21 protein-coding genes are annotated in these 25,005 nt (G+C 67.1%); 15 read left to right on the top strand and 6 right to left on the bottom strand.

What is annotated here, in order from left to right:
• Positions 1 to 1,089: undecaprenyl-phosphate glucose phosphotransferase (locus G3N61_RS16950; RefSeq protein WP_241017780.1), on the top strand; the 1,089-nt coding region annotated here is incomplete at its 5' end.
• Between the two features lie 110 nt (positions 1,090 to 1,199).
• On the opposite strand, the gene G3N61_RS16945 is transcribed toward G3N61_RS16950, so the two are convergent.
• A complete protein-coding gene (locus G3N61_RS16945; RefSeq protein ID WP_043183486.1) occupies positions 1,200 to 2,123 on the bottom strand; it encodes a LysR family transcriptional regulator in 924 nt (307 codons plus the stop codon).
• Between the two features lie 213 nt (positions 2,124 to 2,336).
• On the opposite strand from G3N61_RS16945, the gene G3N61_RS16940 reads away from it, so the two are divergent.
• From G3N61_RS16940 to polX, 9 genes are all read left to right on the top strand, one after another.
• The gene (locus tag G3N61_RS16940; RefSeq protein WP_043183487.1) at positions 2,337 to 2,999 is read left to right on the top strand and encodes an amino acid ABC transporter permease; all 663 of its coding nucleotides are present in this window, start codon (positions 2,337 to 2,339) and stop codon (positions 2,997 to 2,999) included.
• Positions 2,996 to 3,757, top strand: a complete 762-nt coding sequence (locus tag G3N61_RS16935; RefSeq protein WP_205823124.1) for an amino acid ABC transporter ATP-binding protein — start codon at positions 2,996 to 2,998, stop codon at positions 3,755 to 3,757. The genes G3N61_RS16940 and G3N61_RS16935 overlap by 4 nt, the downstream gene beginning before the upstream one ends.
• Positions 3,758 to 3,803: 46 nt before the next feature.
• On the top strand, positions 3,804 to 5,117 hold the full coding sequence (locus tag G3N61_RS16930; RefSeq protein ID WP_205823123.1) for an aspartate aminotransferase family protein: 1,314 nt from the start codon (positions 3,804 to 3,806) through the stop codon (positions 5,115 to 5,117).
• A gap of 11 nt (positions 5,118 to 5,128) precedes the next feature.
• On the top strand, positions 5,129 to 5,809 hold the full coding sequence (locus tag G3N61_RS16925) for a 3-oxoacid CoA-transferase subunit A (protein WP_043183493.1): 681 nt from the start codon (positions 5,129 to 5,131) through the stop codon (positions 5,807 to 5,809).
• Entirely contained in the window at positions 5,784 to 6,446 is a 663-nt protein-coding gene (locus G3N61_RS16920) for a 3-oxoacid CoA-transferase subunit B (RefSeq protein WP_241017779.1), read from the top strand. Before G3N61_RS16925 ends, G3N61_RS16920 begins: the two co-directional genes overlap by 26 nt.
• Entirely contained in the window at positions 6,443 to 7,645 is a 1,203-nt protein-coding gene (locus tag G3N61_RS16915) for an acetyl-CoA C-acyltransferase (protein WP_205823122.1), read from the top strand. Before G3N61_RS16920 ends, G3N61_RS16915 begins: the two co-directional genes overlap by 4 nt.
• A 70-nt stretch (positions 7,646 to 7,715) precedes the next feature.
• A complete protein-coding gene (locus G3N61_RS16910; RefSeq protein ID WP_235995908.1) occupies positions 7,716 to 8,489 on the top strand; it encodes an ABC transporter substrate-binding protein in 774 nt (257 codons plus the stop codon).
• A gap of 335 nt (positions 8,490 to 8,824) precedes the next feature.
• Positions 8,825 to 9,217: a TraR/DksA family transcriptional regulator gene (locus G3N61_RS16905; protein WP_043183498.1), complete on the top strand. Its 393-nt coding sequence runs from the start codon at positions 8,825 to 8,827 to the stop codon at positions 9,215 to 9,217.
• Positions 9,218 to 9,372: 155 nt separating this feature from the next.
• Positions 9,373 to 11,139 (top strand): DNA polymerase/3'-5' exonuclease PolX, encoded by a 1,767-nt coding sequence (gene polX / locus G3N61_RS16900; protein ID WP_205823121.1) that lies wholly within the window; start codon positions 9,373 to 9,375, stop codon positions 11,137 to 11,139.
• 54 nt (positions 11,140 to 11,193) lie between these two features.
• On the opposite strand, the gene ald is transcribed toward polX, so the two are convergent.
• Positions 11,194 to 12,309 carry an alanine dehydrogenase gene (gene ald, locus G3N61_RS16895; RefSeq protein WP_043183500.1) on the bottom strand — a complete coding sequence of 372 codons (1,116 nt, stop codon included), beginning with the start codon at positions 12,307 to 12,309 and terminating at the stop codon, positions 11,194 to 11,196.
• A 331-nt stretch (positions 12,310 to 12,640) separates the two neighbouring features.
• On the opposite strand from ald, the gene G3N61_RS16890 reads away from it, so the two are divergent.
• The 5 genes from G3N61_RS16890 (at position 12,641) to G3N61_RS16870 (ending at position 19,750) form a co-directional block, all read left to right on the top strand.
• The gene (locus tag G3N61_RS16890) at positions 12,641 to 13,057 is read left to right on the top strand and encodes a DUF3995 domain-containing protein (RefSeq protein ID WP_043183502.1); all 417 of its coding nucleotides are present in this window, start codon (positions 12,641 to 12,643) and stop codon (positions 13,055 to 13,057) included.
• Between the two features lie 841 nt (positions 13,058 to 13,898).
• Positions 13,899 to 14,636 (top strand): gluconate 2-dehydrogenase subunit 3 family protein, encoded by a 738-nt coding sequence (locus tag G3N61_RS16885; protein WP_043183503.1) that lies wholly within the window; start codon positions 13,899 to 13,901, stop codon positions 14,634 to 14,636.
• Positions 14,636 to 16,414 (top strand): GMC family oxidoreductase, encoded by a 1,779-nt coding sequence (locus G3N61_RS16880; RefSeq protein WP_043183504.1) that lies wholly within the window; start codon positions 14,636 to 14,638, stop codon positions 16,412 to 16,414. Before G3N61_RS16885 ends, G3N61_RS16880 begins: the two co-directional genes overlap by 1 nt.
• Entirely contained in the window at positions 16,411 to 17,823 is a 1,413-nt protein-coding gene (locus tag G3N61_RS16875; protein WP_205823120.1) for a cytochrome c, read from the top strand. Before G3N61_RS16880 ends, G3N61_RS16875 begins: the two co-directional genes overlap by 4 nt.
• Positions 17,824 to 18,031: 208 nt before the next feature.
• Positions 18,032 to 19,750: a cation:proton antiporter gene (locus G3N61_RS16870; protein ID WP_205823119.1), complete on the top strand. Its 1,719-nt coding sequence runs from the start codon at positions 18,032 to 18,034 to the stop codon at positions 19,748 to 19,750.
• A 75-nt stretch (positions 19,751 to 19,825) separates the two neighbouring features.
• On the opposite strand, the gene G3N61_RS16865 is transcribed toward G3N61_RS16870, so the two are convergent.
• The 4 genes from G3N61_RS16865 to G3N61_RS16850 form a co-directional block, all read right to left on the bottom strand.
• Positions 19,826 to 20,590, bottom strand: coding sequence for an SDR family oxidoreductase (locus tag G3N61_RS16865; protein ID WP_205823118.1), 765 nt, complete (start codon positions 20,588 to 20,590; stop codon positions 19,826 to 19,828).
• A 19-nt stretch (positions 20,591 to 20,609) separates the two neighbouring features.
• Positions 20,610 to 21,572, bottom strand: a complete 963-nt coding sequence (locus G3N61_RS16860; RefSeq protein ID WP_241017783.1) for an arabinose ABC transporter substrate-binding protein — start codon at positions 21,570 to 21,572, stop codon at positions 20,610 to 20,612.
• A 246-nt stretch (positions 21,573 to 21,818) separates the two neighbouring features.
• Positions 21,819 to 23,717, bottom strand: coding sequence for a penicillin-binding protein 2 (locus tag G3N61_RS16855; RefSeq protein WP_205823117.1), 1,899 nt, complete (start codon positions 23,715 to 23,717; stop codon positions 21,819 to 21,821).
• Positions 23,718 to 24,136: 419 nt separating this feature from the next.
• Positions 24,137 to 24,481 (bottom strand): DUF3564 family protein, encoded by a 345-nt coding sequence (locus G3N61_RS16850; RefSeq protein WP_043183513.1) that lies wholly within the window; start codon positions 24,479 to 24,481, stop codon positions 24,137 to 24,139.
• Positions 24,482 to 25,005: the final 524 nt, after the last annotated feature.

The following is a 25,005-nucleotide window of genomic DNA, read 5'->3' as shown; positions in this document are numbered from 1 at the left end:
TTCGATCCGCTCGGCCAGGTGCTGAGCGTGGTCTGGCTCGGGTTGCTCACGTACGGGCTGATCGGCATCGGCGAAGCCGGCGTGTCGCACCCGAAGGTGCTCGCGCCGCTGGCGGGCGCCGCGGTGGTCGGTGCAACCGCGTACGGGCGTGTCGCGGTCGAGCGGATGCAACTCGCGCCGCAGGGCCCGTTCGCGGCGGTGTGCGTCTTCGATGACGATGCGCAGGCAGCCTCCGGCGGCATCGGCGGCGTGCCGGTGATCGACGACTGGAACGCGTTGCGCGACCTGATTCGCGGCGGCGAGATCGACGAGGTGTGGCTCACGCTGCCGATGTCGCACGAGTGGCGGATCCAGCGCATCGTCCGCGAGTTGCGCGACGAGTTCGTGGAACTGCGGCTGCTGCCCGACGTGCGCCAGATGGCCGTGGTCGATCGCTCGGCGACCGACGTGCTCGGCATGCCGGCGATCAATCTCGCGACCACGCCGCGCTCGGCGCCGGAGCTGTGGGCGAAGTTCGCGTTCGACCGGCTGTTCGCGTTCGGCGTGCTGATTCCGTTGCTGCCGCTGCTGTCGCTGCTGGCGATCGCGGTCAAGCTGTCGTCGCCGGGGCCCGTGCTGTTCAGGCAGCGCCGCAAGGGCGTCGACGGCCGCGAGTTCGACATCCTGAAGTTCCGGACGATGCGCGTGCATCGCGACCAGCCTGGCGTCGTGCGGCAGGCGTCGCGCAACGATTCGCGCATCACGCGCGTCGGCGCGTTCCTGCGGCGCACGTCGCTCGACGAACTGCCGCAGTTCTTCAACGTGCTGTTCGGGCAGATGTCGGTCGTCGGCCCGCGTCCGCATGCGATCGAACACGACGATTTCTACCGGCAACTGATCGACTGCTACATGTATCGCTACCGCGTGCGGCCCGGCATCACCGGATGGGCACAGGTGAACGGCTATCGCGGCGAGACCCGCAAGGTCGAGGCGATGGAAGCGCGCGTGAAGTTCGATCTGTTCTACATGCAGAACTGGAGCTTTTGGTTCGACATCAAGATCATCCTGTTGACGGTCGTGCGCGGCTTCATCGGGCGCAACGCGTTCTGACCGGCGGCCGGGCATTCCGTCAGCGGTGAATTCGAGTACGGCGTGCCATCGCGCTTGCCCGCCGCGCGTGCCGTGCTCCACATCGCGGCGCGCGGCGGCGGGAACGCGCGTCAGCGCATCACGAACGCGTCGGGATAGGCCGAGCGCTCGGCGGTATCCCTGACGCACGCTTGCGCGATGTCGAGCACGTCGCGCACGGCCGGATTGTTCTTCAGCGCATGCTGGTGAACGAGGTAGAAGTTGAACCACTGGCTCGAATCGAACGGACGCGCAACCAGTTCGCGGTTCGCGCACAGGTCGGCGGCGGTCAGCGCATTGAGCAGACTGACGCCGTCGGTGAGCCGGATGACTTCGCCGAGCGAACTCATGCTGACGCGCAATTCGTAGCCGAGCCGCCGGCGATCGCTTGAGTCGTCGTAGATCAGATGGTCGGACTGGATCGGCTTGATGTACTGCTGATCGGCAAGATCGTCGTAGGTCAGCAGCTTGCGCGCGGCAAGCCGGTTTTTGCGCGTCAGCAGCGCGACCATCTTCGCGCCGAACACCGGCACGAAGATCAGGCCCGGTTCGTGGATCTCGTAGGACACGATCGCGAGATCGAGGCGACCGCCTTCCACATCCGAGATGAGCCGTCCGCTCGCGGCGACGTCGAGCGCGACACCCGTGCCGTCATGCGCCTGCGCATACTGCTGCGCGAGCCGGGGCCCGAAGCTGTGGCACAGCCCCGGCGCGCAACCGATGCGCAGCGACGCGACGCCGTTGTCCTGCAACAGCGAAATTTCCTCTTCGATGCGATTCAGCCGGTCGAGCAACTGCACGGCCTCGTCGAGCATGTAGCGGCCGGCCGGCGAGATCTGCAGGCGCTGGTTCTCGCGCGCGAACAGCCGGATCCGCAGGCTGTCCTCCAGCCTCGCGAGGGCATGACTGACTGCCGACTGCGTGATGCCCAGCTGAACCGCCGCTTGCCGCGTGGAGCCGGCCGTGGCGATCGCATGGAAGATTTCGATGTCGCGCAGGCTGAAGTCGCTCCGCATGTTCGCTCCGGTCAATCAATTGATTAAAAAAGATCATATATTGACCGAAAAATAATTCAAAGCGAGACTGCGATCCAGTCAAACAACAGGCCGGTTCCTTTTGCTGTATTGGCTTTCGAGCCGTCGGCAGATGATGAATCAAATCGGTCACTCATCTTACGGAGACACCTTCAGCGCCGTTGCGCCGCCGCGCAGCGCGCTGTCCGCCATGCCATGTTCGATTTCCATCTCGTCTTCAAGTACCTGCCGATGCTGTTCGAAGCGGCCGCCGTGACGGTGGAGCTGACACTGCTCGCCACCGTATTCGGCCTGGTCATCGGCCTTGGCGCCGCGCTCGGCCGACTGTCGCGCCATCGTGTGCTGCGTGATGCCACGAGCGCCTACATCTGGCTGATCCGCTCGACGCCGCTGCTCGTGCAGCTCTTCATCATCTATTTCGGGCTGCCGCAGTTCGGCATCGAGCTGTCGCCGTTCACGTCCGGCGTGATCGGTCTGGCGCTCAACGTCGGCGCCTACAACGCGGAGACGATTCGGGCGGGCATCCTCGCCATTCCGCACGGGCAGATCGAGGCGTCGCGGTCGCTCGGCTTTGGCGCCGCGCGCACGATGCGGCTCGTCGTGCTGCCCCAGGCGCTCAAGCTGATCGTGCCGCCGCTCGGCAACAACCTGATCATTCTCACCAAGGACACGTCGCTCGTGTCGACCATTACGCTCGCGGAGCTGTTCATGCGCACGCAGCAACTGGTCGGCGCGACCTTCAAGCCATTCGAACTCTATTTCGCCTGCGCCATGATCTATGCATTGCTGACCACCGGTACGAGCATGGCGCTGCGCCAGCTCGAACAGCGTCTGATCCTGAAGGGAGGTCGCGCATGAACGGGGCCCAGCCGCAGATCGTCCTGCGCGACATCCACAAGACCTATGGCGCGCTCGAGGTGTTGAAGGGCATATCACTCGAGGTCCGCAAGGGCGAGGTGGTCGTGCTGATTGGCCCGAGCGGATCGGGAAAGAGCACGCTGCTGCGTTGCGTGAATCATCTCGAGACGCCGACGCGGGGCGAGGTGAGGGTGCTCGGCAGTCTCGTCAACGATCCTGCCCGCGGACACGGTGCCCAGGAGCGTTACCTGAATACGATGCGGATGAAGGTCGGCATGGTGTTTCAGCATTTCAACCTGTTCCCGCACCTGACCGTGCTCGAAAACCTGACGCTCGCGCCGATGCAGCTGCTCGGCATGGCGGCCGCGCAGGCACGCGACGAAGCGAGGGAACTGCTCGACAAGGTCGGCGTGCTCGACAAGCAGGATGTCTATCCCGGCAATCTGTCCGGTGGCCAGAAGCAGCGCGTCGCGATTGCACGGGCGCTGGTCCTCAAGCCCGACGCCATGCTGTTCGACGAACCGACGTCGGCACTCGACCCCGAGATGGTCGGCGGCGTGCTGGCGGTCATGGAGCGGCTGGCAAAGGCCGGCATGACGATGATGGTCGTCACGCACGAGATGCGGTTCGCGGAGCGCGTGGCGGATCGCGTCGTCTTCATGGCCGACGGCCGGATCGTCGAGGACGGCTGCCCGTCCGAGATCTTTCATCGGCCGTCGCACGAACGGACCCAGGCGTTCCTTGCCGACATCCGGTGAGTGCGCGCGACATCGAATTACCTTACGCAACCCGAAAAGGACGTCAATGAGCGACCATCTCTTTTATCAGTCTGCCGTGCAGCTGCCGACCATCGCGCGCGCCGAAGGCATCTATGCATGGGACACGGACGGCAATCGTCACATCGACGCGTGTTCCGGCGCCATCGTGGCCCAGTTGGGACACGGCCATCCGGCCATCCGCGACGCGATGCTCGCGCAGCTCGACAAGGTCGCGTTCTCGTACCGCACACAGTTCGAGAACCAGCCTGCCGTGGATCTCGCGGAGAAGCTCGTCGGCCTTGCCGGCGGCCGTTTCGATCGCGTGTTCTTCTCCAGCGGCGGCTCGGAGTCCGTCGAATCGGCATTGAAGCTCGCACGCCAGTACTGGGTATGCCGCGGCGCGCCGGCGCGCAGCGTGTTCATCGCGCGTCAGCCGTCCTATCACGGCTCGACGATGGGCGCGCTCGCGATGACGAGCTACACGCCGCTTACCCGGCCGTTCGAGCCGATGATCCAGCTTTATCCGAAGGTGGCTTCGCCGACGCAGTATCGCGTGCCTGCCGGGAAGACCGCGGAACAGCATGCGCTCGATTGTGCGGACGAACTCGACGCGGCGATTCGCGAAGTCGGCGCCGAACGGGTGGCCGCCTTCGTCGCGGAGCCGATCGGTGGCGCGAGCACGGGCGCCGAAGTGCCGCACGATGCGTATTTCACGCGTATCCGCGAAATCTGCTCGCGGCACGGGATCCTGCTGATTCTTGACGAAGTGATGACGGGTATCGGCCGCACGGGGCGCTGGTTCGGCTTTCAGCACTGGAACGTCGACGCCGACATCCTGTGTGTCGCGAAGGGGCTCGGCGCCGGGTACTACCCGACGTCGGCGATCGTCACCCGGGCCGAGCTGACCGACCCGATCCTGGCGTCGGGTGGATTCCAGCACGGTTATACCTACGCCGGCAATCCGCTCGCGAGCGCGACGGCGCTGGCCGTGATCGACGTGATCGAACGCGAGGGGCTGGTGGAGAACGCGGCCGTGACCGGCGACTATCTGCGCGACCTGCTCGACGATCTCGCGACGCGGCACGATTTCATCGGCGACGTGCGCGGACGCGGCTTTCTGCAGGCGATCGAGTACGTCTCGGATCGCGACGCGAAAACCCCGTTCGACCCGGCGCTCCGGTTCGGCGAGCAGGTGACGCGCGCCGCGCGTGAACAGGGCGTGATCGTCTACCCGCGCAAGTCGTTGATGGGCGAAACCGGCGACCATACGCTGATCGCACCGCCGCTGATCACGACGCGCGCGCAATGCGACGAGATCGTCGAGCGGCTCGACCGGGCATTCCGGACGCTCGGGCGATGAGGGATTCACGCATGGACAAGCGCATGCAACTGGCCGACGCGGTCGCACCGATCCCGGACGGCGCGTCGATCATGGTCGGCGGTTTCGGGTCGCCGGGCACGCCGTTCTCGCTGCTCGCCGAGTTGCAACGTCAAGGCAAGCGCGATCTGACGATCATCAAGAACGACGCGAACCAGGACAACTACGGCGTGTCGCGACTGATCGAGGCCGGTGTCGTGCGGCGGCTGCTGACGACGCATCTCGGCTTGAGCGGGCCCGCGCGGCGCGCATACCTGTCCGGCGCGCTGCAGGTCGAATTCTTTTCGCAAGGGTTGTTCGCCGAACGCATTCGCTGTGCGGGCGTCGGCCTGCCCGGCGTCGTGACCGACATCGAACTGCCGCCGGAACTCGGCGTGACGCGCGAGACGATTTCGGTCGATGGGCGGACGCTGTATTTCGAATCCGCGCTGCATGCGGATTTCGCTCTGCTTCGCGCCGACCGGGCCGATCCCGGCGGCAATCTGCGCTATCGCGGTGCGGCGCGCAACTTTTCGCCGCTGATGGCGATGGCCGCGGAGCGGGTGCTGGTCGAGGCACGCGTCGTCGACGCGACACCGATGGCACCCGACGACATCCATACGCCTGGCATTCACGTGCACGGCCTCATCCAGATCGACGGAGACAGCGATGAATACCAGCCCATCCAGCGCTGACCCGCGCCACGTGATCGCGCGCCGGGCCGCGCGCGAGGTGGCGCGTGGGCAACTGATCAATCTCGGCATCGGCCTGCCGACCCTGATTCCGTCGTATCTCGGCGATCCGCCTGCCGCCTGGATCCACTCGGAGAACGGCATCGTCGGCGTCGGTGCGCTGGCGCGCGCGGCCGATCTCGACCGCGAGTTGATCGATGCCGGCGGCGGCTACGTGTCGGTCGTGCCGGGTGGCGCGATCGTGGACAGCGCCGAGTCGTTCGGCATGATCCGGCGCGGGCTGGTCGACATCACGTTCCTGGGCGCGTTGCAGGTGTCGGCCTACGGCGACCTCGCGAACTGGCTCGTGCCGGGCGGCCTCGTGGCCGGTATCGGCGGCGGCGCGGAACTCGCGCAGAAGGCGCGCCGCGTGATCGTGACGATGCCGCACACCGACAAGAACGGCCGGCCGAAGATCGTCGAGCACTGCACGTTGCCGCTCACGGCCCGGCGCCGTGTCGCGATGGTCATTACCGAACACGCGGTATTCCGGTGCGACGCGGACGGGCTGACGCTGGTCGAGCGACTGGGAGCGATGAGCGTGGCGGACATCCGGAATCTGACCGATGCCGACTTCACCGTTGCCAGGGAGGCCGCATGACGTACACCGATCGCGACGCATGGATCGTCGGATATGCACGGACGCCGATCGGGCGTGCGTTTCGCGGCGCGTTCAACGATACGACGTCGCCGACCCTTGCGGCCCTGTCGTTACGCGCCGCGGTGGCGCGCAGCGGTCTCGATCCGGAACGGATCGACGACGTGATGCTCGGCTGCGCATTGCCGGAAGGCACGCAGTATTACAACGTCGGCCGGATGGCGGCGCTGGCGGCGGATCTGCCCGTCAGCGTAGCGGGCATGACGGTCGACCGGCAATGCGCGTCGGGACTGATGGCGGTTGCCATGGCGTCGGCGCGAATCGCCGGTGGCGAAGCCGACGCGATTCTGGCGGGTGGCGTCGAATCGATCAGCCTCGTCCAGAACGCCAACATGAATCGCTATCGTCAGCAAGACGAACAGTTGCTGGCCCGACACGCCGGCGCCTATATGCCGATGGTCGAGACGGCGGATGTGGTCGCGAGCCGATATCGCGTGTCACGTCGCGCACAGGACGACTACGCGGCGCTCAGCCAGCATCGTGCGGCGCATGCGGCCCAAGCGGGCTGGCTGCGCGACGAAATCGTCGCGGTCGACGTGCGCAAGCTCGAGCGGGACAAGGCGAGCGGCGACAGCGTGCCGCGCACGCTGCGCGTGAGCGAAGACGAGTGCAGGCGCCCCGGTACGTCGGCCGACGCGCTGGCCGCGCTCGATGCCGTGCGTGACGGGGGCACCGTGACGGCCGGCAATGCCTGTGCGCTCGCGGACGGTTCGGCCGCCTGCGCGGTCGTATCCGGTGCGATGTTGCGGACGCTGGACGCCCCGCCGCTCGGACGCATGATCGCGTGCGCGGTCGCCGGCTGCCGGCCCGACGAGATGGGCGTGGGCCCGGTGCCGGCCGTCCACAAGCTGCTCGCGCGCACGGGGCTGTCTGCTGCCGATATCGACCTGTGGGAACTCAACGAAGCATTCGCGTCGCAGGTCGTGCATTGCGTCGATGCGCTCGGACTGTCGTATGAAACCGTCAACGTCAACGGCGGAAGCATTGCGCTTGGTCATCCGTATGGGATGACCGGCGTGCGGATGGTCGGGCATGCGTTGCTCGAAGGGGCACGACGTGGCGTACGCCGCGTCGTCGTCACGATGTGCATCGGCGGCGGGCAGGGCGCCGCCGCGTTGTTCGAGGTCGCGCAGCGCGAGTGACCGCGCGATGCCACGTCGAACGCCTCGATGCGTTCGATTCACGATCAAATCGACATTCTGGAGACTGGAAATGACTTTGATGCAACGATTGACGAGGGTGGCCTGCGCGGCGCTCATCGGTGCCGCCAGCGTCGCGGCGCACGCCGACGATCTCGACAGGGTCCGGCAGACCGGCAACCTGACGTTCGCGCTGACCGGCAAGTATCCGCCCTTCAGTTTCATCGACGAGTCGGGCAAGCTGACCGGCTTCGACGTCGATATCGGCAATCGCGTCGCGAACCGGCTTGGCGCGAAGCCGGTCCCGGTCATGACCGCGTGGGACGGCATCGTCGGCGGGTTGCTGGCCGGCAAGTACGACGCCGTGATCGGCAGCCTGGCCATCACCGACGAGCGGTTGAAGGCCGTGGATTTCACGCGGTCGTACTATCGTTCGGGCGCGCAACTCTTCGTGCCGAAGGGCAGCACGGTGCAGGACATCGGGCAGCTGAAGGGCAAGGTGATCGGTGTCACGCTCGGCGAGACGTACGAGGCGTGGCTGCGCAAGAATCGGCCCGACGTGCAGGTGAAGACCTACAAGGGGCTGCCCGACATCCTGATCGACTTGCAGAACCGCCGTATCGAAGGATTCGTGACGGACCGCATCGCGGGCATCCTGACGATACGCGACAAGCATGTCGATGCGAAGCCGGCCGGGCCGCTGCTGTATCCGGAGAAGATGGGGATCGCGGTGCGCAAGGACAGCCCGAAACTGCTGGATGCGATCAACGCCGCGCTCGATACGATGCTCAAGGACGGCGAGTACGGGGCGATCAGCAAGCAGTGGCTCGGCGAGGACGTACGCTGAGCCCGCAGTCCACCCGGGTCGTGGCAAGCCGGCGGCGGGCGCGGCGTTCGCGCCAGCGCTCGCCATCGGCGGCGTCGCTTCGCCTGGCGATCGTGTCGTGATTTCGCGTCCGTCCCCAGTTTCACGAAACGCATGCCGAACGCTGCAGTGCACGCTGATTCCGGTCAACACATGCGTGTTCAATGGGTTTATCCTGCGTCGAATGCGTCCGGCACTTGTTGTCTCCGGCCGCACATCCGGACACGGTGGCAGGCGGTGACGCCTGCCCGCCGCGCACCGGCGCGACACCGCGCGCCGCAATGCTCCGCGCGGAACCCGGAACAGGAGAGACGGCCATGGCGCTCGACCAACAACAACGGCAGACGCTGAAACAGCGGCTGAACGAGAGCGAGCAGACGTTGCGTGCGGAGATCCGCACGAGCGAAGACCAGCGTGCGTCGGAATCCTACGCAGACCTTGCCGGCGCGGCGCCGGACGAGGGCGACGAGGCGAATGCGGATCTGTTCGTCGACGTCGATCATGCGTTGATCGGCATGAAGCTGACCGAACTGCGCGCGATCGGCCGCGCCCAGCAGCGGATGCGCGACGGCAGCTACGGCGAATGCATCGACTGCGACGGCTCGGTCGGCTACGAGCGCCTGCTGGCGCGTCCGGCCGCCGAACGCTGCACGCATTGCCAGTCGATCTACGAGCGGCACTACGCCACGACGCCGCGCGCCTCCCTCTGATTCCGACGACGCGACCGCAACGGCGCTGCACGCGATGCGCGGCCGGCGTACGATGATGAACGGGCGCCCGGCGGCGTCAGCATGCGGCGCCGGGTGGGCAGACGCCGTCGCGCACGCGCGCGGCGCCATCCACGTGGAAGGGAGCCACGCCGATCATGCCGATCCACAATGCCGGGTGTGCGGCCGTGTTCGCCGAGATCGCCGACATGCTCGAGATCCAGGGCGCCAATCCGTTCCGGGTGCGTGCCTATCGCAACGCCGCACGGACGATTGCCGACTACGGGCGCGATATCCCGACGATGATCGCGAACGGCGACGATCTCGGGAAGATTCCGTCGATCGGGCCCGATCTCGCGTCGAAGCTGCGCGAGATCGCCGCGACCGGCACCTGCGAGCTGCAGCAAACGCTGCGCCATGCGTTGCCGGGCGCGATCGTCGAGCTGCTCGACGTGCCGGGGCTCGGCGCGAAACGCGTGAAGGCGCTGCATGACGCACTGCACGTCGATTCGCTCGAGCAGCTTCGCGCGGAAGCGAAGAGCGGGCACGTGCGCGAGCTGCCGGGCTTCGGCGCGAAAACCGAAGCACATCTGCTCGAAGCGATCGACGACCGGCTGAAGCGCGACCCCCAACGCTTCCTGCTGCCGGATGCGGCGCATTCGCTGCTGCCGCTGCTCGAACGCCTGCGCGCGATCGCGGGCGTCGGCAAGGCCGTGCCGGCCGGCAGTTTCCGCCGCCGCCGCGAGACGGTCGGCGATCTCGACATCCTCGTCACCGCACGCGATCCGGTCGCCGTCGCCGAAGCATTCGTCGGCTATGGCGAGGTGGCGCGCGTGCTGGCGCACGGCAAGACGAAGTCGAGCGTCGTGCTCGCCAGCGGATTGCAGGTCGACCTGCGCGTCGTCGATGCCGAGGCGTTCGGCGCGGCGCTCGTCTACTTCACCGGATCGAAGGCGCACAACATCGCGTTGCGCAGGATCGCGCAGGCCGGCGGGTTGAAGATCAACGAATACGGTGTGTTTCGCGGCGACGAACGGATCGCCGGCGCGACCGAGGCGTCGGTCTATGCGGCGATCGGGCTGCACGACGTGCCGCCCGAATTGCGCGAGGATCGCGGCGAGATCGACGCGGCGCGCGCGGGCACGCTGCCGGCGCTGGTCGAGCGCAAGCACGTCCACGGCGATCTGCATGCGCATACCGATGCATCGGCCGGCCGCGACAGCCTGCGCGCGATGGCCGATGCGGCACGCGCACGCGGGTTCGCGTACCTGGCCATCACCGACCGGGCACCGCATGCCGGCGGCGGCCGCGACAGCTTCGACTGGCTGGCCCGGCAACTCGACGAGATCGATCGCGTCAATGCGTCGTTCGACGATTTCGTGCTGCTCAAGGGCGTGGAGGCCGGCATTCGCGAGGACGGCAGTCTCGATGTGCCCGATGCGATGCTCGGCCGGCTCGATCTCGTGGTCGGTGCGGTACGCGACGGCTTCGCGCTGTCGCGCGACGCGCAGACCGCGCGCATGCTGCGCGCGATGGACCATCCGCATTTCACGATTCTCGCGCACCCGACGGGCCGGGTGCTCGGCGAGCGCGAGGCATGCGAACTCGACGTGCCCCGCGTGATCGCGCACGCCGCGGCGCGCGGCTGCTTCGTCGAACTCGATGCACAGCCGCGGCGGCTCGACCTGCCGGACATCTGGTGCCGCGAGGCCGCGAAGGCCGGCGTGCCGGTGGCGATCGGCTCGGATGCGTGCAGCACGGACGAACTCGACAATCTCGCGTACGGCGTCGATCAGGCGCGGCGCGGCTGGCTCACGCGGCCCGACGTGCTGAACACGCGCACGCTTGCGCAGTTGAGGCCGCTGCTTGCACGCACGATGGGGGCGGACGGCGCGTCGAAGCGCAGCGGCGCGAAGGGCGCGTGAACGCGGCCGGCGGCGCGTGCCGCCAGCCATCAGCCATGCGTGAATGCGGTCACGTCATGCCAGCACGTCGGCCGCCGGCACATAGGGCAGGCCGAGCGCCAGCGCGACCGCTTCGTACGTGATGTGTCCGTCGCACACGTTCAATCCCGCGCGCAGATGCGGATCGTCGGTCATCGCCTGCTTCCAGCCCTTGTCGGCGAGCGCGAGCGCAGCCCCAAGTGTCGCGTTGTTCAGCGCGAAGGTCGACGTGCGCGCGACTGCGCCGGGCATGTTCGCGACGCAGTAGTGCACGACGCCGTCGACGACGAAGGTCGGGTCCGCATGCGTCGTCGCATGCGAGGTCTCGAAGCATCCACCCTGGTCGATCGCGACGTCGACGACGACCGCCCCGGTACGCATCGTCGCGATCATGTCGCGTGTGACGAGCCGCGGCGCCGACGCACCCGGCACGAGCACCGCGCCGATTACGACATCGGCATCGCGCACGGCTTCGTCGATCGTGTGCGCATTCGAGCAGACGGTCGTGATCCGGTTGGCGAACACGAGGTCGAGCTGGCGCAGCCGGTTCACGTTGGTGTCGAGCACGGTGACACGTGCGCCGAGGCCGACCGCCATCTGCAGCGCGCCAGTGCCCACCACGCCCGCGCCGAGCACGACGACATGCGCGGCCGGCACGCCGGGCACACCGGCCATCAGCAGGCCGCGCCCGCCACGCGGGCTTTCGAGGTGGGTCGCCGCGACCTGGATCGACATGCGCCCGGCCACCTCGCTCATCGGCGCCAGCAGAGGCAAGCCGCCGCCCGGGCCCGTCACGGTTTCGTAGGCGATGCAGACGGCGCCGGACTTCACGAGCGCGGCTGCCTGTTCGGGATCGGGCGCGAGATGCAGATACGTATAGAGGATCTGCCCGCGCCGCAACATCGCGCACTCCGCCGGCTGCGGCTCCTTGACCTTGATGATCATGTCGGCGCGCGCGAAGACTTCGTCGGCGCCGTCGCAGAGCGATGCACCCGCGGCCGTGTAGTCGTGGTCGAGCAGGCCGATCGCCGTGCCCGCGCCGCGCTGCACCAGTACGCGATGGCCGTGTCGTGTCAGTTCGTGCGCGCCGGCTGGCGTGAGGCCGACACGGTATTCGTGGTTCTTGATCTCTTTCGGCACACCGATCAGCATGAGTCGCCTCCATGGCCTTCGTTATCGTTGTCGTGCAGGTGCGCGATGCGGCGAACGATGCACGTGCGGCCGATCGCGCGGGGGCGTATCGATCGCAGTACTGGAATAACAGGGTAGTAGTGCGCGGAGGGAAGTCAAGCGGCCGGCCCGCGTGCGCCTGCGCGCACACTGCATCGCAACATGCGTCGTGGCGGGTTGCGACCGGACGTCGCAATGCATGTGTTGCCGGGTTTCGGTATCGTCACGTGTGTCGCGGGCCGAGGCCGCGCGCCGGAACCTTGCCGGCAACACATCGAGATAACGACACAACGAGACGAGGACACTGACCGCCATGACCGGAGCGTATTTCATCGTGCCGACGCTTAGCGCAATCGCACTCATTCACGTCTACTGGGCGTTGGGCGGGCGGCGCGGCAAGGGAGCGGCCATTCCGGAGCAGGACGGCGTGCCGCTGCTGCGGCCGACCGCCATCGGCACGCTTGCCGTCGCGGCGGCGTTGCTGGGCGGCGCGTGCGTGGTCGCCGCGCGTGCCGGCTGGCTGGGGCTGAATCCGTATCACGGCGCGATCACGTTCGCGGTCGTTGCGCTCGCATTGATCTTCGCGGTGCGGGCCGTCGGCGATTTCCGTTACGTCGGCTTCTTCAAGCGGATTCGCGGGTCGCGTTTCGCGCGGATGGACTCGCTGTATTACTCGCCGCTTTGCGCGGCGCTGGCGCTGTCCATCGCGTCGATGTTCTGGCCGTGGTGAGCGCGCGTCTCAGCGCGCAGGCGTAGCCCTCGCCATAAGGCATTCCACCGGCACGGCGTCGGTCAACCCTGCGCCGTTTTCGGCGACGAAGAGCATGTGGCCTTGCCGATGCATGCGCTTCACGTCCAAGTCGAGCATCACGGGCACGCCGTCGCGCGTGCCGACGGCCAGTGCTGTCCGGATTCCGGCGACAACTGCACGTGATGACGGGCGCCGGTCGTTCTTTCTTCCAGGTACGCATGACGCGCGGAGGCCATCAGGCCGCCATGCGAACCGGCTCCCTCGGATGCCCCATGTGGCTGGAAAGAGACAGCCTTCGGCCACGCTCGGTACACAACAATCCTCTGCCTGATACCGACATCGCCCGCTAATCGCGCGATCCTTGCACGTTCCGGCTTCCGGATTTTTCAATTGTTGCGATTTTCAATGCATTGAATTGCATTGACGCCTCTTTTATTGGAACCGGTTCCATATATAATCCGCGGCTCTTGTTGCCGGATCCGAAAGAGGGTCGTGCACGTCGCGCTTGCTGTCGGCAAACGTGGCGTCTAAGTTGAATGAGGGTCATGAGCGATGAGGGGCAAATGCGGGCAGATGCCGGTATTTGTCAGACGATAAGGCCCGCGAGAGGTCGACCCGTGCGGTGCAGCCTGAACGGGCGCGCTGCGCGGCTGCATGAAGGCGCTGCCGCGCGTTGCACGAGCGGTGCCTGCATCGAGGTTGTTCGCAACAGACGAAAGAACAGGACGGCCAGCCGCGTGCGGCATGGCTGCCATGCCGGATGTGCCGCATGCGGAGTGCGCGCGTCCGGGCCCCGATCCCCAACGATCAACATCCGACCATGTCCACGCCACCTGACAAACCCAACTCGCGCCGCCGTTTCCTGCGCACGTCGGTCGCGCTCGTGCCGATCGCGTCGGTCGCCGGCTGCGACCTGCGCTCTTCGTCGCAGTCCGCGACGACCGGCAACGCGCCCGGCGCATCGGCCAACGCCGAACGCGCTCCGTACAAGCCGACCTTCTTCGATGCGAAGGAATGGGCGTTCGTCCAGGCCGCCGTCGACCGGCTGATTCCGGCCGACGCCGAAGGCCCCGGCGCGCTCGAATCGGGCGTGCCCGATTTCATCGACCGCCAGATGGAGACGCCGTATGCGCACGGCGCGACCTGGTACATGCAGGGGCCGTTCCAGCAGGGCGTGCCCGAGCTCGGCTACCAGTTGAAGCTGGTGCCGCGCGACATCTACCGGCTCGGCATCGCGGCGGTCAACCGCTATTGCGAGAAGACCCACGGCAAGGCGTTCGCGGATCTCGACGCGCCGACGCGCGACACCGTGCTCGGCGCGCTGGAGAAGGGCGGCGCGCAGATCGACGACGTGCCACCCGGCGTGTTCTTCGGCCAGCTGCTGCAGAACACGCGCGAAGGCTACTTCTGCGATCCGGTGCATGGCGGCAATCACGACATGGCCGCGTGGAAGATGATCGGCTTTCCGGGTGCGCGCGCGGACTTCATGGATTTCGTCAACCAGAGCGGCAAGCCCTATCCGTACGGCCCCGTCTCGATCAACGGGGAGCGCAGCTGATGGCCGCAGAGAAAAAGCCGCATGTCGATGCGGTGATCGTCGGCTTCGGCTGGACCGGCGCGATTCTCGCGAAGGAACTGACCGAAGCGGGCCTGAACGTCGTCGCGCTCGAGCGCGGCGAGTATCGCGACACCTATCCGGACGGCGCGTATCCGAACACGATCGACGAGCTGACCTACAACATCCGCAAGAAGCTGTTCCTCGACCTGTCGAAGACGACCGTGTCGATCCGCCACGGCCTGCAGGACACCGCGCTGCCGTACCGGCAGCTTGCCGCGTTCCTGCCGGGCGAAGGCGTGGGCGGCGCGGGGCTGCACTGGTCGGGCGTGCATTTCCGGATCACGCCGGAAGAGCTGCGCCTGCGCAGCCACTATGAAGAGCGCTACGGCAAGAAGTTCATCCCGGAAGGGATGACGATCCAGGACACGGGCGTGACCTACGACGAGCTCGAGCCGTATTTCGACTTCGCCGAGAAGGTGTTCGGCACGTCGGGGCAGGCGTACAAGGTCGGCGGCAAGGTGGTCGGCGACGGCAACGTGTTCGAAGCGAATCGCAGCGACAACTTCCCGCTGCCCGCGCAGCTCAATACCTATTCGGCGCAGCGTTTCTCCGATGCGGCCAAATCGCTCGGCCTGCATCCGTACCGGCTGCCGTCGGCGAACACGTCGGGCCCGTACACGAACCCGTACGGCGTGCAGATGGGCCCGTGCAACTTCTGCGGCTACTGCAGCGGCTACGCGTGCTACATGTACTCGAAGGCGTCGCCGAACCTGAACATCCTGCCCGCGCTGAAGCAGGCGCCGAACTTCGAGCTGCGCTCGAAGTGCCACGTGCTGCGCGTCGACCTCGACGACACGAAGAAGCGCGCGACGGGCGTGACCTACGTCGACCCGGCCGGGCGTGAAGTGCACCAGCCGGCCGATCTCGTGATCGTGGCCGCGTTCCAGTATCACAACGTGCACCTGCTGCTGCTGTCGGGCATCGGCAAGCCGTACGACCCGATCTCGGGCGAAGGCGTCGTGGGCCGCAATTTCGCGTACCAGAACCTGTCGACGATCAAGGCGTTCTTCGACAAGGACACCTACACGAACCCGTTCGTCGGCGCCGGCGGCAACGGCGTCGCGGTCGATGACTTCAACGCGGACAACTTCGACCACGGCCCGCTCGGCTTCGTCGGCGGCTCGCCGCTGTGGGTGAACCAGGCCGGTGTGAAGCCGATCAGCGGCATTGCGACGCCGCCCGGCACGCCGCAGTGGGGCTCGGCGTGGAAGAAGGCCGTCAAGGACAACTACGCGCACACGATCTCGATGGACGCGCACGGCACCAACATGTCGTACCGCGACGTGTATCTCGACCTCGATCCGACCTATCGCGATTCGTACGGCCAGCCGCTGCTGCGGATGACGTTCGACTGGAAGGACAACGACATCAAGATGGCGCAGTACGTGACCGGGCAGATGAAGAAGATCGCGGAGGCGATGGGCCCGAAGGCGATCGGCGTGTCGACGCGCGAGTTCGGCAAGCACTTCGATTCGCGCGCATACCAGACGACCCACCTCGTCGGCGGCGCGATCATGGGCACCGACCCGAAGACGAGCGTGCTGAACCGCTACCTGCAATGCTGGGACGTGCACAACGTGTTCGTGATGGGCGCATCGGCGCTGCCGCAGGGCATCGGCTACAACCCGACCGGGATCATCGCGGCGCTGGCCTACTGGTCGGCGCGTGCGATCCGCGAGCAATACCTGAAAAATCCCGCTCCGCTGGTGACCGTATGAAGACGACGATGAACCACAACGTCGCGCGCCGGATGTCGCGCGCGCTGGCGGCCGGTGCGGCCTGGGCCGCGTTCGGCTTCGCGGGCTCGACGGCCTTCGCGCAGCCGGCAGCGCCCGCGGCGGCTTCCGGGCCGGCGGCCGCACCCGCGGCCCAATCCGCCGACGCGGCCCTGATCAAGCGCGGCGAATACCTCGCGCGAGCGGGCGACTGTATCGCGTGCCACACCGCGAGCGGCGGCAAGCCGTTCGCGGGCGGGCTGAAATTCGATACGCCGATCGGCGGGATCTATTCGACGAACATCACGCCGGATCCGAAAACGGGCCTGGGCGGCTGGACGGTCGAGGACTTCACGCGCGCGGTGCGCGAGGGCGTGCGCAAGAACGGCGACACGATGTATCCGGCCATGCCGTTCCCGTCCTATGCACGCCTGACCGACGACGACATGAAGGCGCTGTACGCGTACTTCATGCACGGCGTCGCGCCCGTCGAGCACGAGAACCGCGCGGTCGACATCGTGTGGCCGCTGTCGATGCGCTGGCCGCTCGGGATCTGGCGCAAGATGTTCGCGCCGACGCCGAAGCCGTTCGACGCGGCGCCGTACACCGATCCGGTGGTCGCGCGCGGCGCGTATCTCGTGCAGGGTCTCGGCCACTGCGGCGCGTGCCATACGCCGCGCGCGGTGACGATGCAGGAGCGTGCGCTGACCGATGCCGGCGGCCTCGACTTCCTGGCCGGCGGCGCGGCGATCGACGGCTGGGTGCCGACGAGCCTGCGCGGGGAGCCGCGCACGGGCCTCGGCACGTGGACGGAAACCGAGATCGTGCAGTTCCTGAAGACGGGCCGCACGCTGCGTACGGCCGCGTTCGGCGGGATGACGGACGTGGTCGGTCACAGCATGCAGCACATGACCGACGACGACCTGAACGCGATCGCACGCTACCTGAAGACGCTGCCGCCGCGCGTGCAGGGCGAACAGCCGCACGTGTACGACGCGGCTGCCGCGAAGGCGCTGCAGACCGGCGACGCAAGCAAGCCGGGCGCGGCCGTCTATCGCGACAACTGCATGGCCTGCCACCGCAGCGACGGCCACGGCTACACGCGCGTGTTCCCGGCGCTCGCCGGCAACCCGGTCGTGCAGGGCGACGATCCGACTTCGCTGATCCACGTCGTGCTGGAAGGCAGTGCGCTGGAGGGCACGCGCACCGCGCCGTCGACCTTCACGATGCCGCCGTTCGGCTGGCGCCTGTCGGACCAGGAAGTCGCGGACGTGTCCAACTTCGTGCGCACGAGCTGGGGCAATACGGGTGCGCCGGTGACGGCCGCGCAGGTCGCGAAGGTGCGCAAGAGCGTGCCGTCGACCCGGCCGGAACCGCCGCCGGGCGCGCGGTTCCCGCAAGCGTCGCGCTGACGGGGCGGCGGGGCGCGAGCCCCGCCTGTCCGATGTGCTTCAAGGCGCCGCCGCCCCTGCGCGGCGCCGTTCATTTCGCCGGGGTTGCACCCCGCAGAGGCGCGCCAATACGTGAAATTTTCGCGGCGGCGCGCCATTTTTCCGCCTCATCCCTTATCCTTTCGTTCTTGAACCTTACTAAATAGTTACAAGAACTTCGGGAGGGGGGATGCCTCATGACGTCAGCCTGATTGCGTTGCTCGCGGCCGGTTTCGGTCTCGCGATGGTCTTCGGTTATTTCGCGTCGCTGTTGAAAATGCCGCCGCTCGTCGGCTATCTGCTCGCCGGGATCGTGATCGGCCCCGGCACGCCCGGTTTCGTTGGCGACCTGTCGCTCGCGCAGCAGCTCGCCGAAGTCGGCGTGATGCTGCTGATGTTCGGCGTCGGCCTGCATTTCTCGCTCGGCGATCTGCTCGCGGTGCGCAAGATCGCGCTGCCGGGCGCGATCGTCCAGATTACGGTGGCCACGCTGCTCGGCGGCGGGCTTGCGCTCACCTGGGGCTGGAGCGTCGGGGCGGCGCTCGTGTTCGGGCTGGCGCTGTCGGTCGCGAGCACGGTCGTGCTGCTGCGTGCACTCGAAGGGCGCGGGCTGGTCGAGACGGTCAACGGGCGCATCGCGGTCGGCTGGCTCGTCGTCGAGGATCTCGTGATGGTGCTCGTGCTGGTGCTGCTGCCGCCCGTCGCGGGGCTGCTCGGCGGCACGCCGCCCGGCGACGCGCACGCGGCCGGCGGCAGCGTATGGGGCACGCTCGGCGTCACGATGCTGAAGGTCGCGGCGTTCATCGCCTTGATGCTGGTGGTCGGCAAGCGCGTGTTTCCGCGCATTCTGTGGCTCGTCGCGCGCACGGGCTCGCGCGAGCTGTTCACGCTGTGCATGATCGCGGCCGCGGTCGGCATCGCGTTCGGCGCGGCGAAGCTGTTCGACGTGTCGTTCGCGCTCGGCGCGTTCTTCGCCGGGATGATGATGCGCGAGTCGGAATTCAGCCGGCGCGCGGCCGACGAGACGCTGCCGCTGCGCGACGCGTTCTCGGTGCTGTTCTTCATTTCGGTCGGGATGCTGTTCGACCCGAAGATCCTGCTCGCGGAGCCGCTGCACGTGATCGAGGTCGCGGCGATCGTCGTGATCGGCAAGACCCTCGCGGCGGTTGCGCTCGTGATCGCGTTCCGCTATCCGTTGAACACCGCGCTGACGGTTGGCGCGGGGCTCGCGCAGATCGGCGAGTTCTCGTTCATCCTCGCGGGGCTCGGCCGTGCGCTCGGGCTGCTGTCGGCCGAAGGGCAGAGCCTGATTCTGGCCGTCGCGCTGATCTCGATCGCGATGAACACGCTGCTGTTCGCGATGATCGATCCGGCGCTTGCGTGGATCCGCAAGCATTCGGCGTTCGCGCGCAAGCTCGAGGCGCGCGACGATCCGCTCGCCGCGCTGCCGATGTCGACACCGCAGACGCACCTGACCGGGCAGGTCGTGATCGTCGGCTACGGCAAGGTCGGCACGCGGATCGCACACGCGCTGGACGAGCGCGGCATCGCGTATGTCGTCGTCGAGCAGAATCGCGAGCTCGTCGAGAAGTTGCGCGAGGATGGCGTCGCGGCCGTGTCGGGCGACGCGATCGAGCCGATCGTGCTCGTGCAGGCACATATCGCGCGCGCCGGGATGCTGGTCGTCACGCTGCCCGATGTGTTCGACGTGCGGCAGATCGTCGAGATCTCGCGCACGCTGAACCCGACGCTCGAGGTCGTGCTGTGCACGAACAGCGGCGACGAGGCCGCGCTGCTGTCGAACGAGGGCATCGGCACCGTGTTCATGGGCGAGTCCGAACTCGCGCGCGGGATGACCGAGCACGTGCTCGGCAGGATGACGAAGCCGGCCGCGGCCGCTGCGCATTGACGGCGCGCGGCATCGCGCCGCGCATCGGGCAGGGCGCGGCGGCCTGGGCGGCCGCCGGCCCTGCGTGCTTCAGTTTCAGTAGAACGTCTCGAGCGTCAGTTCCTGCGCCATCACGCGATTGCCGGCCAGCAGGCCGCCATCGACGGGCAGCGCCACACCGGTGATGATCCGCGCGGCCGGCGAGCACAGGAACAGCGCGGCCTGCGCGACGTCGTCGGGCGTCGCGAAATCGTCGAGCGGATACCACTTCCTCAATTGCTCGAACACCTGCGGGTTGCGTTCCACGCGCGCTTCCCACGCGGGGGTCTTCACGGTGCCCGGCAGCACGATGTTCGCGCGCACGCCGTCGCGGCCGTATTCGATCGCGAGCGATTTCGTGTAGCTGATCAGTCCGGCCTTCGCCGCGCTGTACGCCGGATGCCCGAGCGCATGCACGCCGTTGACCGAACCGATGATCGCGATTGCGCCGCGTCCGCGTGCCCGCATGCCGGGCAGCACGGCTTCGACGCTCACGTAGGTGGCCGTCAGGTTCGCGTCGAGATCCGTGCGCCAGGTGGCGGGCGTCGTGTCGCGCAGCGTGGTCGAGGCAGCGGTGCCCGCGTTCGCGACGAGCACGTCGACTGGCGGATGCGATTCGAGCATCGAACGCAGCCGCTCGGCGTCGGTGAGGTCGTCGACAACCGGCGACACGCGCGCGTCGCCGAGCGTATCGAGAAAGCGGTCGAGCGCCGCGCGGTCGCGATCGAGCGCGAGCACGCGGTCGCCCGCTGCAAGGAAGGTGCGGCACAGCGCCTGGCCGATGCCGCCGGCGGCGCCCGTGACGAGGGTGGTGCGTGTCATGTCGGCTCCTTGCGCGGGTTCACAGGCCGAGCGCGGCGCGCGCCTGCTTTTCGTTGTCGCGCGTGATCAGCGTGCCGGACGTCAGCACGAGCGGTGGCGGCGCCTGGTTCTTCGTGATCCAGTCGTACATGTTGATGCTCGTCTGGTAGCCGTGCTGGCGCGGATTCAGCAGGATCGACCCGTAGAAGCCCGTCGGTTTCGGCTTTGCGAATTCGTTGAGCGCGACCTGGCTGCCGTTGATGCCGACCGCGACCATCGCGTCGGCGCCGATGCCGCGCCCCTCGGCGGCGCGTACCGCGCCGACCGTCGTGTCGTCGTTCGAGCCGAACGCGACCCAGCGCTTGAAGTTCGCATGCTTGGTGAGCGCGATGTTCGCCGCGTTGAACGCGCCTTCGGTGTCGGCGGTCATTTCGGGCGCGTCGATCACGTTCGCGGCCGGGAAGCCGGCCGCCTTGAGCGCGTCGACCGCGCCGGTCGTGCGCTCTTTCGCGGTCGGCAACTGGTCGTACGCGATCCGGATGATGCCGACCTCGGCCGGGTTCCAGCCACGCCGCTTCGTCTCGTCGGCAATCGCCTGGCCGACCTGCTGGCCGATCTTGTATGCGGAGATGCCCATGTGCGGCACGCCCGGGAGCGGTGCGCCGTGGCCGTCGACGAGCTGGTCGTCGACCGACATCAGCTTGATCCCCGCGCGCTTCGCTTTCGCCGCGATGCCGGGTCCGAGCTTCACGTCGGGTGCACAGATGATCACGCCTTGTGCCTTTTGCGCGGCGAGGCTGTCGAGCGCGGTCGACACCTTTTCGCCGCTCGGCGTCGCGATCTTGATCAGCGTGAAGTGCTTTTCCTTCGCCGCCTGCTCGGCGAAGCGCCATTCGTCCTGGAACCACGGATCGTCCGGCTGTTTGACGAGGAAGCCGATTTTCACGTCGGCCGGGTCGGCGGCATGGGCGGGCACCCCGCCGACCAGCGCCGCGCTCGCCATGGCCAGTGCGAGCGTCTTCCAGTGGAATCGCATGCGTCTCTCTCCTTTTTTGTAGTCGCGCACGCGGGCAGGGCTGCCCGGCACGCGGAAAAATTGTAGGAGGAGGCAGCGGGAACGCTCAAATGATGCGCGGCGTTCCTAGAAAGTGGGACGGTGCCCGGTGGCGGGGAGGTGTGAGGGGGCGACGAGGCTGTCGGGGCGTGACGCGCGCGCCGAGGGGGTGGCGCGTCGCACGGGCTGCGTCGATCACCCCGCCGCCGAGTGTGCCTGTGCCGGCGCTCTCGACGGCGCGGCAGTCTTCAGCGGCGCGGCCGACTTGGGCGCAGCGGCCGTCTTCGCCTGCGTCGCCGCCGCTTTCGGCGCAGCCACCGTTTTCTGCGGCGCAATAGCCTTCGCCGGCGGCGTCTTCTCGGGCTCGACCGGTGCGTCGGGCGGCACGCCGAGCAACTGCAGCGAGCCGCTCGTGACCGACGCGAACACCGGGCCGGCCACTGTGCCGCCGTAGTAGCCCTTGCCACGCGGCTCGTCGATCATCACCGCGACGATCAGGCGCGGGTTGCTCATCGGCGCCATCCCCGCGAACAGCGCGCGGTACTTGCCCTTCGCATAGGTCGCGCCGACCTGCTTGCGCGCGGTACCGGTCTTGCCGCCGATCCGGTAGCCATCGACGCGCGCGCGGCGCCCCGTGCCGCCTTCGCCGACTGCCATCTCCAGCATCGAGCGGATCGACGCCGCCGTTTGTGCCGACGTCACGCGGTGGCCGCGATGTGCGTCGATCGTCTGCTGGTCGGTGCCGTTCTTCAGCAGCGACACGGGGTGCAGCGTGCCGTCGCCCGCATAGGCCGTGTAGGTTTGCGCGATCTGCAGCAGCGACATCGACAGGCCGTAGCCGTACGCCATCGTCGCCTGTTCGATCGGCCGCCAGCGCTTGTAGCCGCGCAACCGGCCCGACGCGACGCCCGGGAACGTCAGTTCCGGCGCGCGGCCGATCCCGTATTCCTGGTATTTGTTCCAGATCGTTTCGGCGGGCAAGTTCAGCGCGAGCTTCGCGAGCGCGACGTTACTCGACTTCTGCAGGGCCTGCGAGACCGTCAGCGAGCCGTGGTTCGACGTGTCGTGGATCACGGCCGGGCCGATCTTGTAGGTGCCCGGCGACGTGTTGATGATCGTGTTCGGGGTGACCTTGCGCTCGTCGATCGATAGCGCAACGACGAGCGGCTTGATCGTCGAGCCCGGTTCGAACGTGTCGATCACCGCGCGGTTGCGCAACTGCTGGCCGGTGAGGCGCGCGCGGTCGTTCGGGTCGAAAGTCGGGTAGTTCGCGAGCGCGAGGATCTCGCCGTTCTGCGCGTCGAGCACCACGACGCTGCCGGCCATCGCGTTGTTCTCGACCACGGCCGCCTTGAGCTGGCTGAACGCGAGCTGCTGGATGCGGCGGTCGATCGTCAGTTCGATCGTCGCGCCGTGCTGCGCCGGGACGAGCGGGCGCGTGTCCGACACGATGCGGCCGAGCCGGTCGCGAATCACCTCGCGTTGCCCGGACGTGCCCACCAGGCGTGCATTCGCCGCGAGCTCGACGCCTTCCTGGCCCTTGTCCTCGATGTTCGTGAAGCCGACCACGTGCGCGGCCGATTCGCCTTCCGGGTAGAAGCGCTTCGAATCGGCGATCTGCGTGATGCCGTCGATCGCGAGCTTGTCGAGCTTGCCCGCGGTGTCCGCGTCGACCTGCCGCTTGAGCAGCACGAACGTCTTGTCGTTGCCGAGGCGCCGCTTGACCTCGACGAGCGGCATGTCGAGCAGCTTCGAGATCTGCGGGTAGTCGGTGTCGGCAACCTGCTTCGGGTTCGCCCAGATTTCATAGGTCGACAGGCTGACGGCGAGCATCGCGCCATTGCGGTCGACGATGCTGCCGCGCGTCGCGTCGAGTTCGATCGTGCGCTGGTAGCGCTTCTGTCCCTGGCCGACGTAGAACTCCTTGTTCGCGACTTGCACCCAGAAGGCGCGGCCGATCAGCGCGGCGAACGCCAGGAACACGATGATCACGATCAGCTTCGAGCGCCACATCGGCAGGCGCGACGCGAGCATGGGGTTCTTGGTCGCGGCCGCGTACGGATCGGCGGGGTGGGTCTTCTTTTTCACGCTCATGCAATGGCCGGGTCGGGCCGCCGAAGGGCGGCTAGTCAGTCTGAATAATGGGATTGTAATAAATGAGTAAACACCGTGTGGGGAAAGTGTGTTCCGGCCCCGAGAAAAAGCGCGTGTCGGTGCGCCGGCAAGGGGCGGAATCGGGGAGGAAAGGCGGGGGATACGGCACTGCACCGACACGACGCAGCCGGCGATGCAAGGCGGGCGATTCGCTGCGTGTCGATCCGGGCGTGCGATTTCGGGGATAGCCGATGCCGGCCGTCCCCGGTGTGCGATCAATTGCCCGGATCGCGGTTATTTATTTGAACCGGAAAATGAAAACGCCCCGATATGGGGCGCCGTTAATGCTGAATATCGAAATGAATATCGTTGAAACCGGAATAAACCCGAAAACCGCAGACGAATTACATCGATAATTTCTATCGGGCGACGGAAATGAATTCCTGGTATTCCGGCTCGCTGGTGCAGCGATCGACGGCCTGCAGCCGCCACGCGCCGGGGTGATCGCCGGCGAGTACGGCGGGGCCCTGTTCGCGCTGCGTTGCATCGAACGACAGTCCCTTCAGCTGGCACACGGCATTCCCGCCGTCGGCCGCGCAGAGCGCCATCGCGCCCTCGACATCGCGAACCTTGCCCCAGGTCGGAAGATCCATGCCCTGATGTGCCTCGCGCGACCACAGCCCCTCGTCGGTATCGACCCACAGTACCGCGAAGGAATGCCGGGTTGCCGATTCGCTGCCATTAATCCGAATGGTGAGGCGCATTGTGATCGTCTCCTAAAAAAATTGACACATTCGACCGTTTTGACTTGAACAGTCTAGATAGACTGGTGTGAAACGCAAGTGATAAACCGCAATAAATCCGTATTGAGTTCATTGCGGTTTCAGATGGAACGACGTCTGACGATTCACGGTTATTCCGGTGGCGCGCGCAAACACGCGCGCACCGGCGATCGCGGCGCCGACGGGGGCCGGGGCGATCATCGAGACATGGGATGACCTCGTCGCGAGGCGCGTCGATCTGTCGCGCGCGGCCGGCCGCGGAAACCGGGCCGACCGAGGCGGCACGGCACCGTCGGAAGGCGGCCCGATCGGATGTTGCGGCGTTTTGACGGCGCGGCCGGGACGACAGACTCCGACAATCGCGTACAAATCGGCACACTTTCACGAAACTTTCGGGACAGACTTGCCTGCGGTCGGGCCCCACACTGGGATCTTCCCGATCCAGTGCCGCGGACGCCCGTCCTCGGCGGCTGCCGCCGCCTCGTGCCAGAGACGCGATCGACGCG

Source organism: Burkholderia sp. Ac-20349 (assembly GCF_017104865.1).
In the GTDB taxonomy this organism is placed as follows: Bacteria; Pseudomonadota; Gammaproteobacteria; order Burkholderiales; family Burkholderiaceae; genus Burkholderia; species Burkholderia aenigmatica.
Note: the sequence above shows the minus strand (reverse complement) of the source record. Positions and strands in the feature narration are given on the sequence as shown.

Bases quoted from the DNA above. Each gene is read 5' to 3' on its own strand.
- G3N61_RS16945 (WP_043183486.1), bottom strand. From the start codon at position 2,123: ATGCGGAGCGACTTCAGCCTGCGCGACATCGAAATCTTCCATGCGATC.
- G3N61_RS16940 (WP_043183487.1), top strand. From the start codon at position 2,337: ATGTTCGATTTCCATCTCGTCTTCAAGTACCTGCCGATGCTGTTCGAA.
- G3N61_RS16935 (WP_205823124.1), top strand. From the start codon at position 2,996: ATGAACGGGGCCCAGCCGCAGATCGTCCTGCGCGACATCCACAAGACC.
- G3N61_RS16930 (WP_205823123.1), top strand. From the start codon at position 3,804: ATGAGCGACCATCTCTTTTATCAGTCTGCCGTGCAGCTGCCGACCATC.
- G3N61_RS16925 (WP_043183493.1), top strand. From the start codon at position 5,129: ATGGACAAGCGCATGCAACTGGCCGACGCGGTCGCACCGATCCCGGAC.
- G3N61_RS16920 (WP_241017779.1), top strand. From the start codon at position 5,784: ATGAATACCAGCCCATCCAGCGCTGACCCGCGCCACGTGATCGCGCGC.
- G3N61_RS16915 (WP_205823122.1), top strand. From the start codon at position 6,443: ATGACGTACACCGATCGCGACGCATGGATCGTCGGATATGCACGGACG.
- G3N61_RS16910 (WP_235995908.1), top strand. From the start codon at position 7,716: ATGACTTTGATGCAACGATTGACGAGGGTGGCCTGCGCGGCGCTCATC.
- G3N61_RS16905 (WP_043183498.1), top strand. From the start codon at position 8,825: ATGGCGCTCGACCAACAACAACGGCAGACGCTGAAACAGCGGCTGAAC.
- polX (WP_205823121.1), top strand. From the start codon at position 9,373: ATGCCGATCCACAATGCCGGGTGTGCGGCCGTGTTCGCCGAGATCGCC.
- ald (WP_043183500.1), bottom strand. From the start codon at position 12,309: ATGCTGATCGGTGTGCCGAAAGAGATCAAGAACCACGAATACCGTGTC.
- G3N61_RS16890 (WP_043183502.1), top strand. From the start codon at position 12,641: ATGACCGGAGCGTATTTCATCGTGCCGACGCTTAGCGCAATCGCACTC.
- G3N61_RS16885 (WP_043183503.1), top strand. From the start codon at position 13,899: ATGTCCACGCCACCTGACAAACCCAACTCGCGCCGCCGTTTCCTGCGC.
- G3N61_RS16880 (WP_043183504.1), top strand. From the start codon at position 14,636: ATGGCCGCAGAGAAAAAGCCGCATGTCGATGCGGTGATCGTCGGCTTC.
- G3N61_RS16875 (WP_205823120.1), top strand. From the start codon at position 16,411: ATGAAGACGACGATGAACCACAACGTCGCGCGCCGGATGTCGCGCGCG.
- G3N61_RS16870 (WP_205823119.1), top strand. From the start codon at position 18,032: ATGCCTCATGACGTCAGCCTGATTGCGTTGCTCGCGGCCGGTTTCGGT.
- G3N61_RS16865 (WP_205823118.1), bottom strand. From the start codon at position 20,590: ATGACACGCACCACCCTCGTCACGGGCGCCGCCGGCGGCATCGGCCAG.
- G3N61_RS16860 (WP_241017783.1), bottom strand. From the start codon at position 21,572: ATGGCGAGCGCGGCGCTGGTCGGCGGGGTGCCCGCCCATGCCGCCGAC.
- G3N61_RS16855 (WP_205823117.1), bottom strand. From the start codon at position 23,717: ATGAGCGTGAAAAAGAAGACCCACCCCGCCGATCCGTACGCGGCCGCG.
- G3N61_RS16850 (WP_043183513.1), bottom strand. From the start codon at position 24,481: ATGCGCCTCACCATTCGGATTAATGGCAGCGAATCGGCAACCCGGCAT.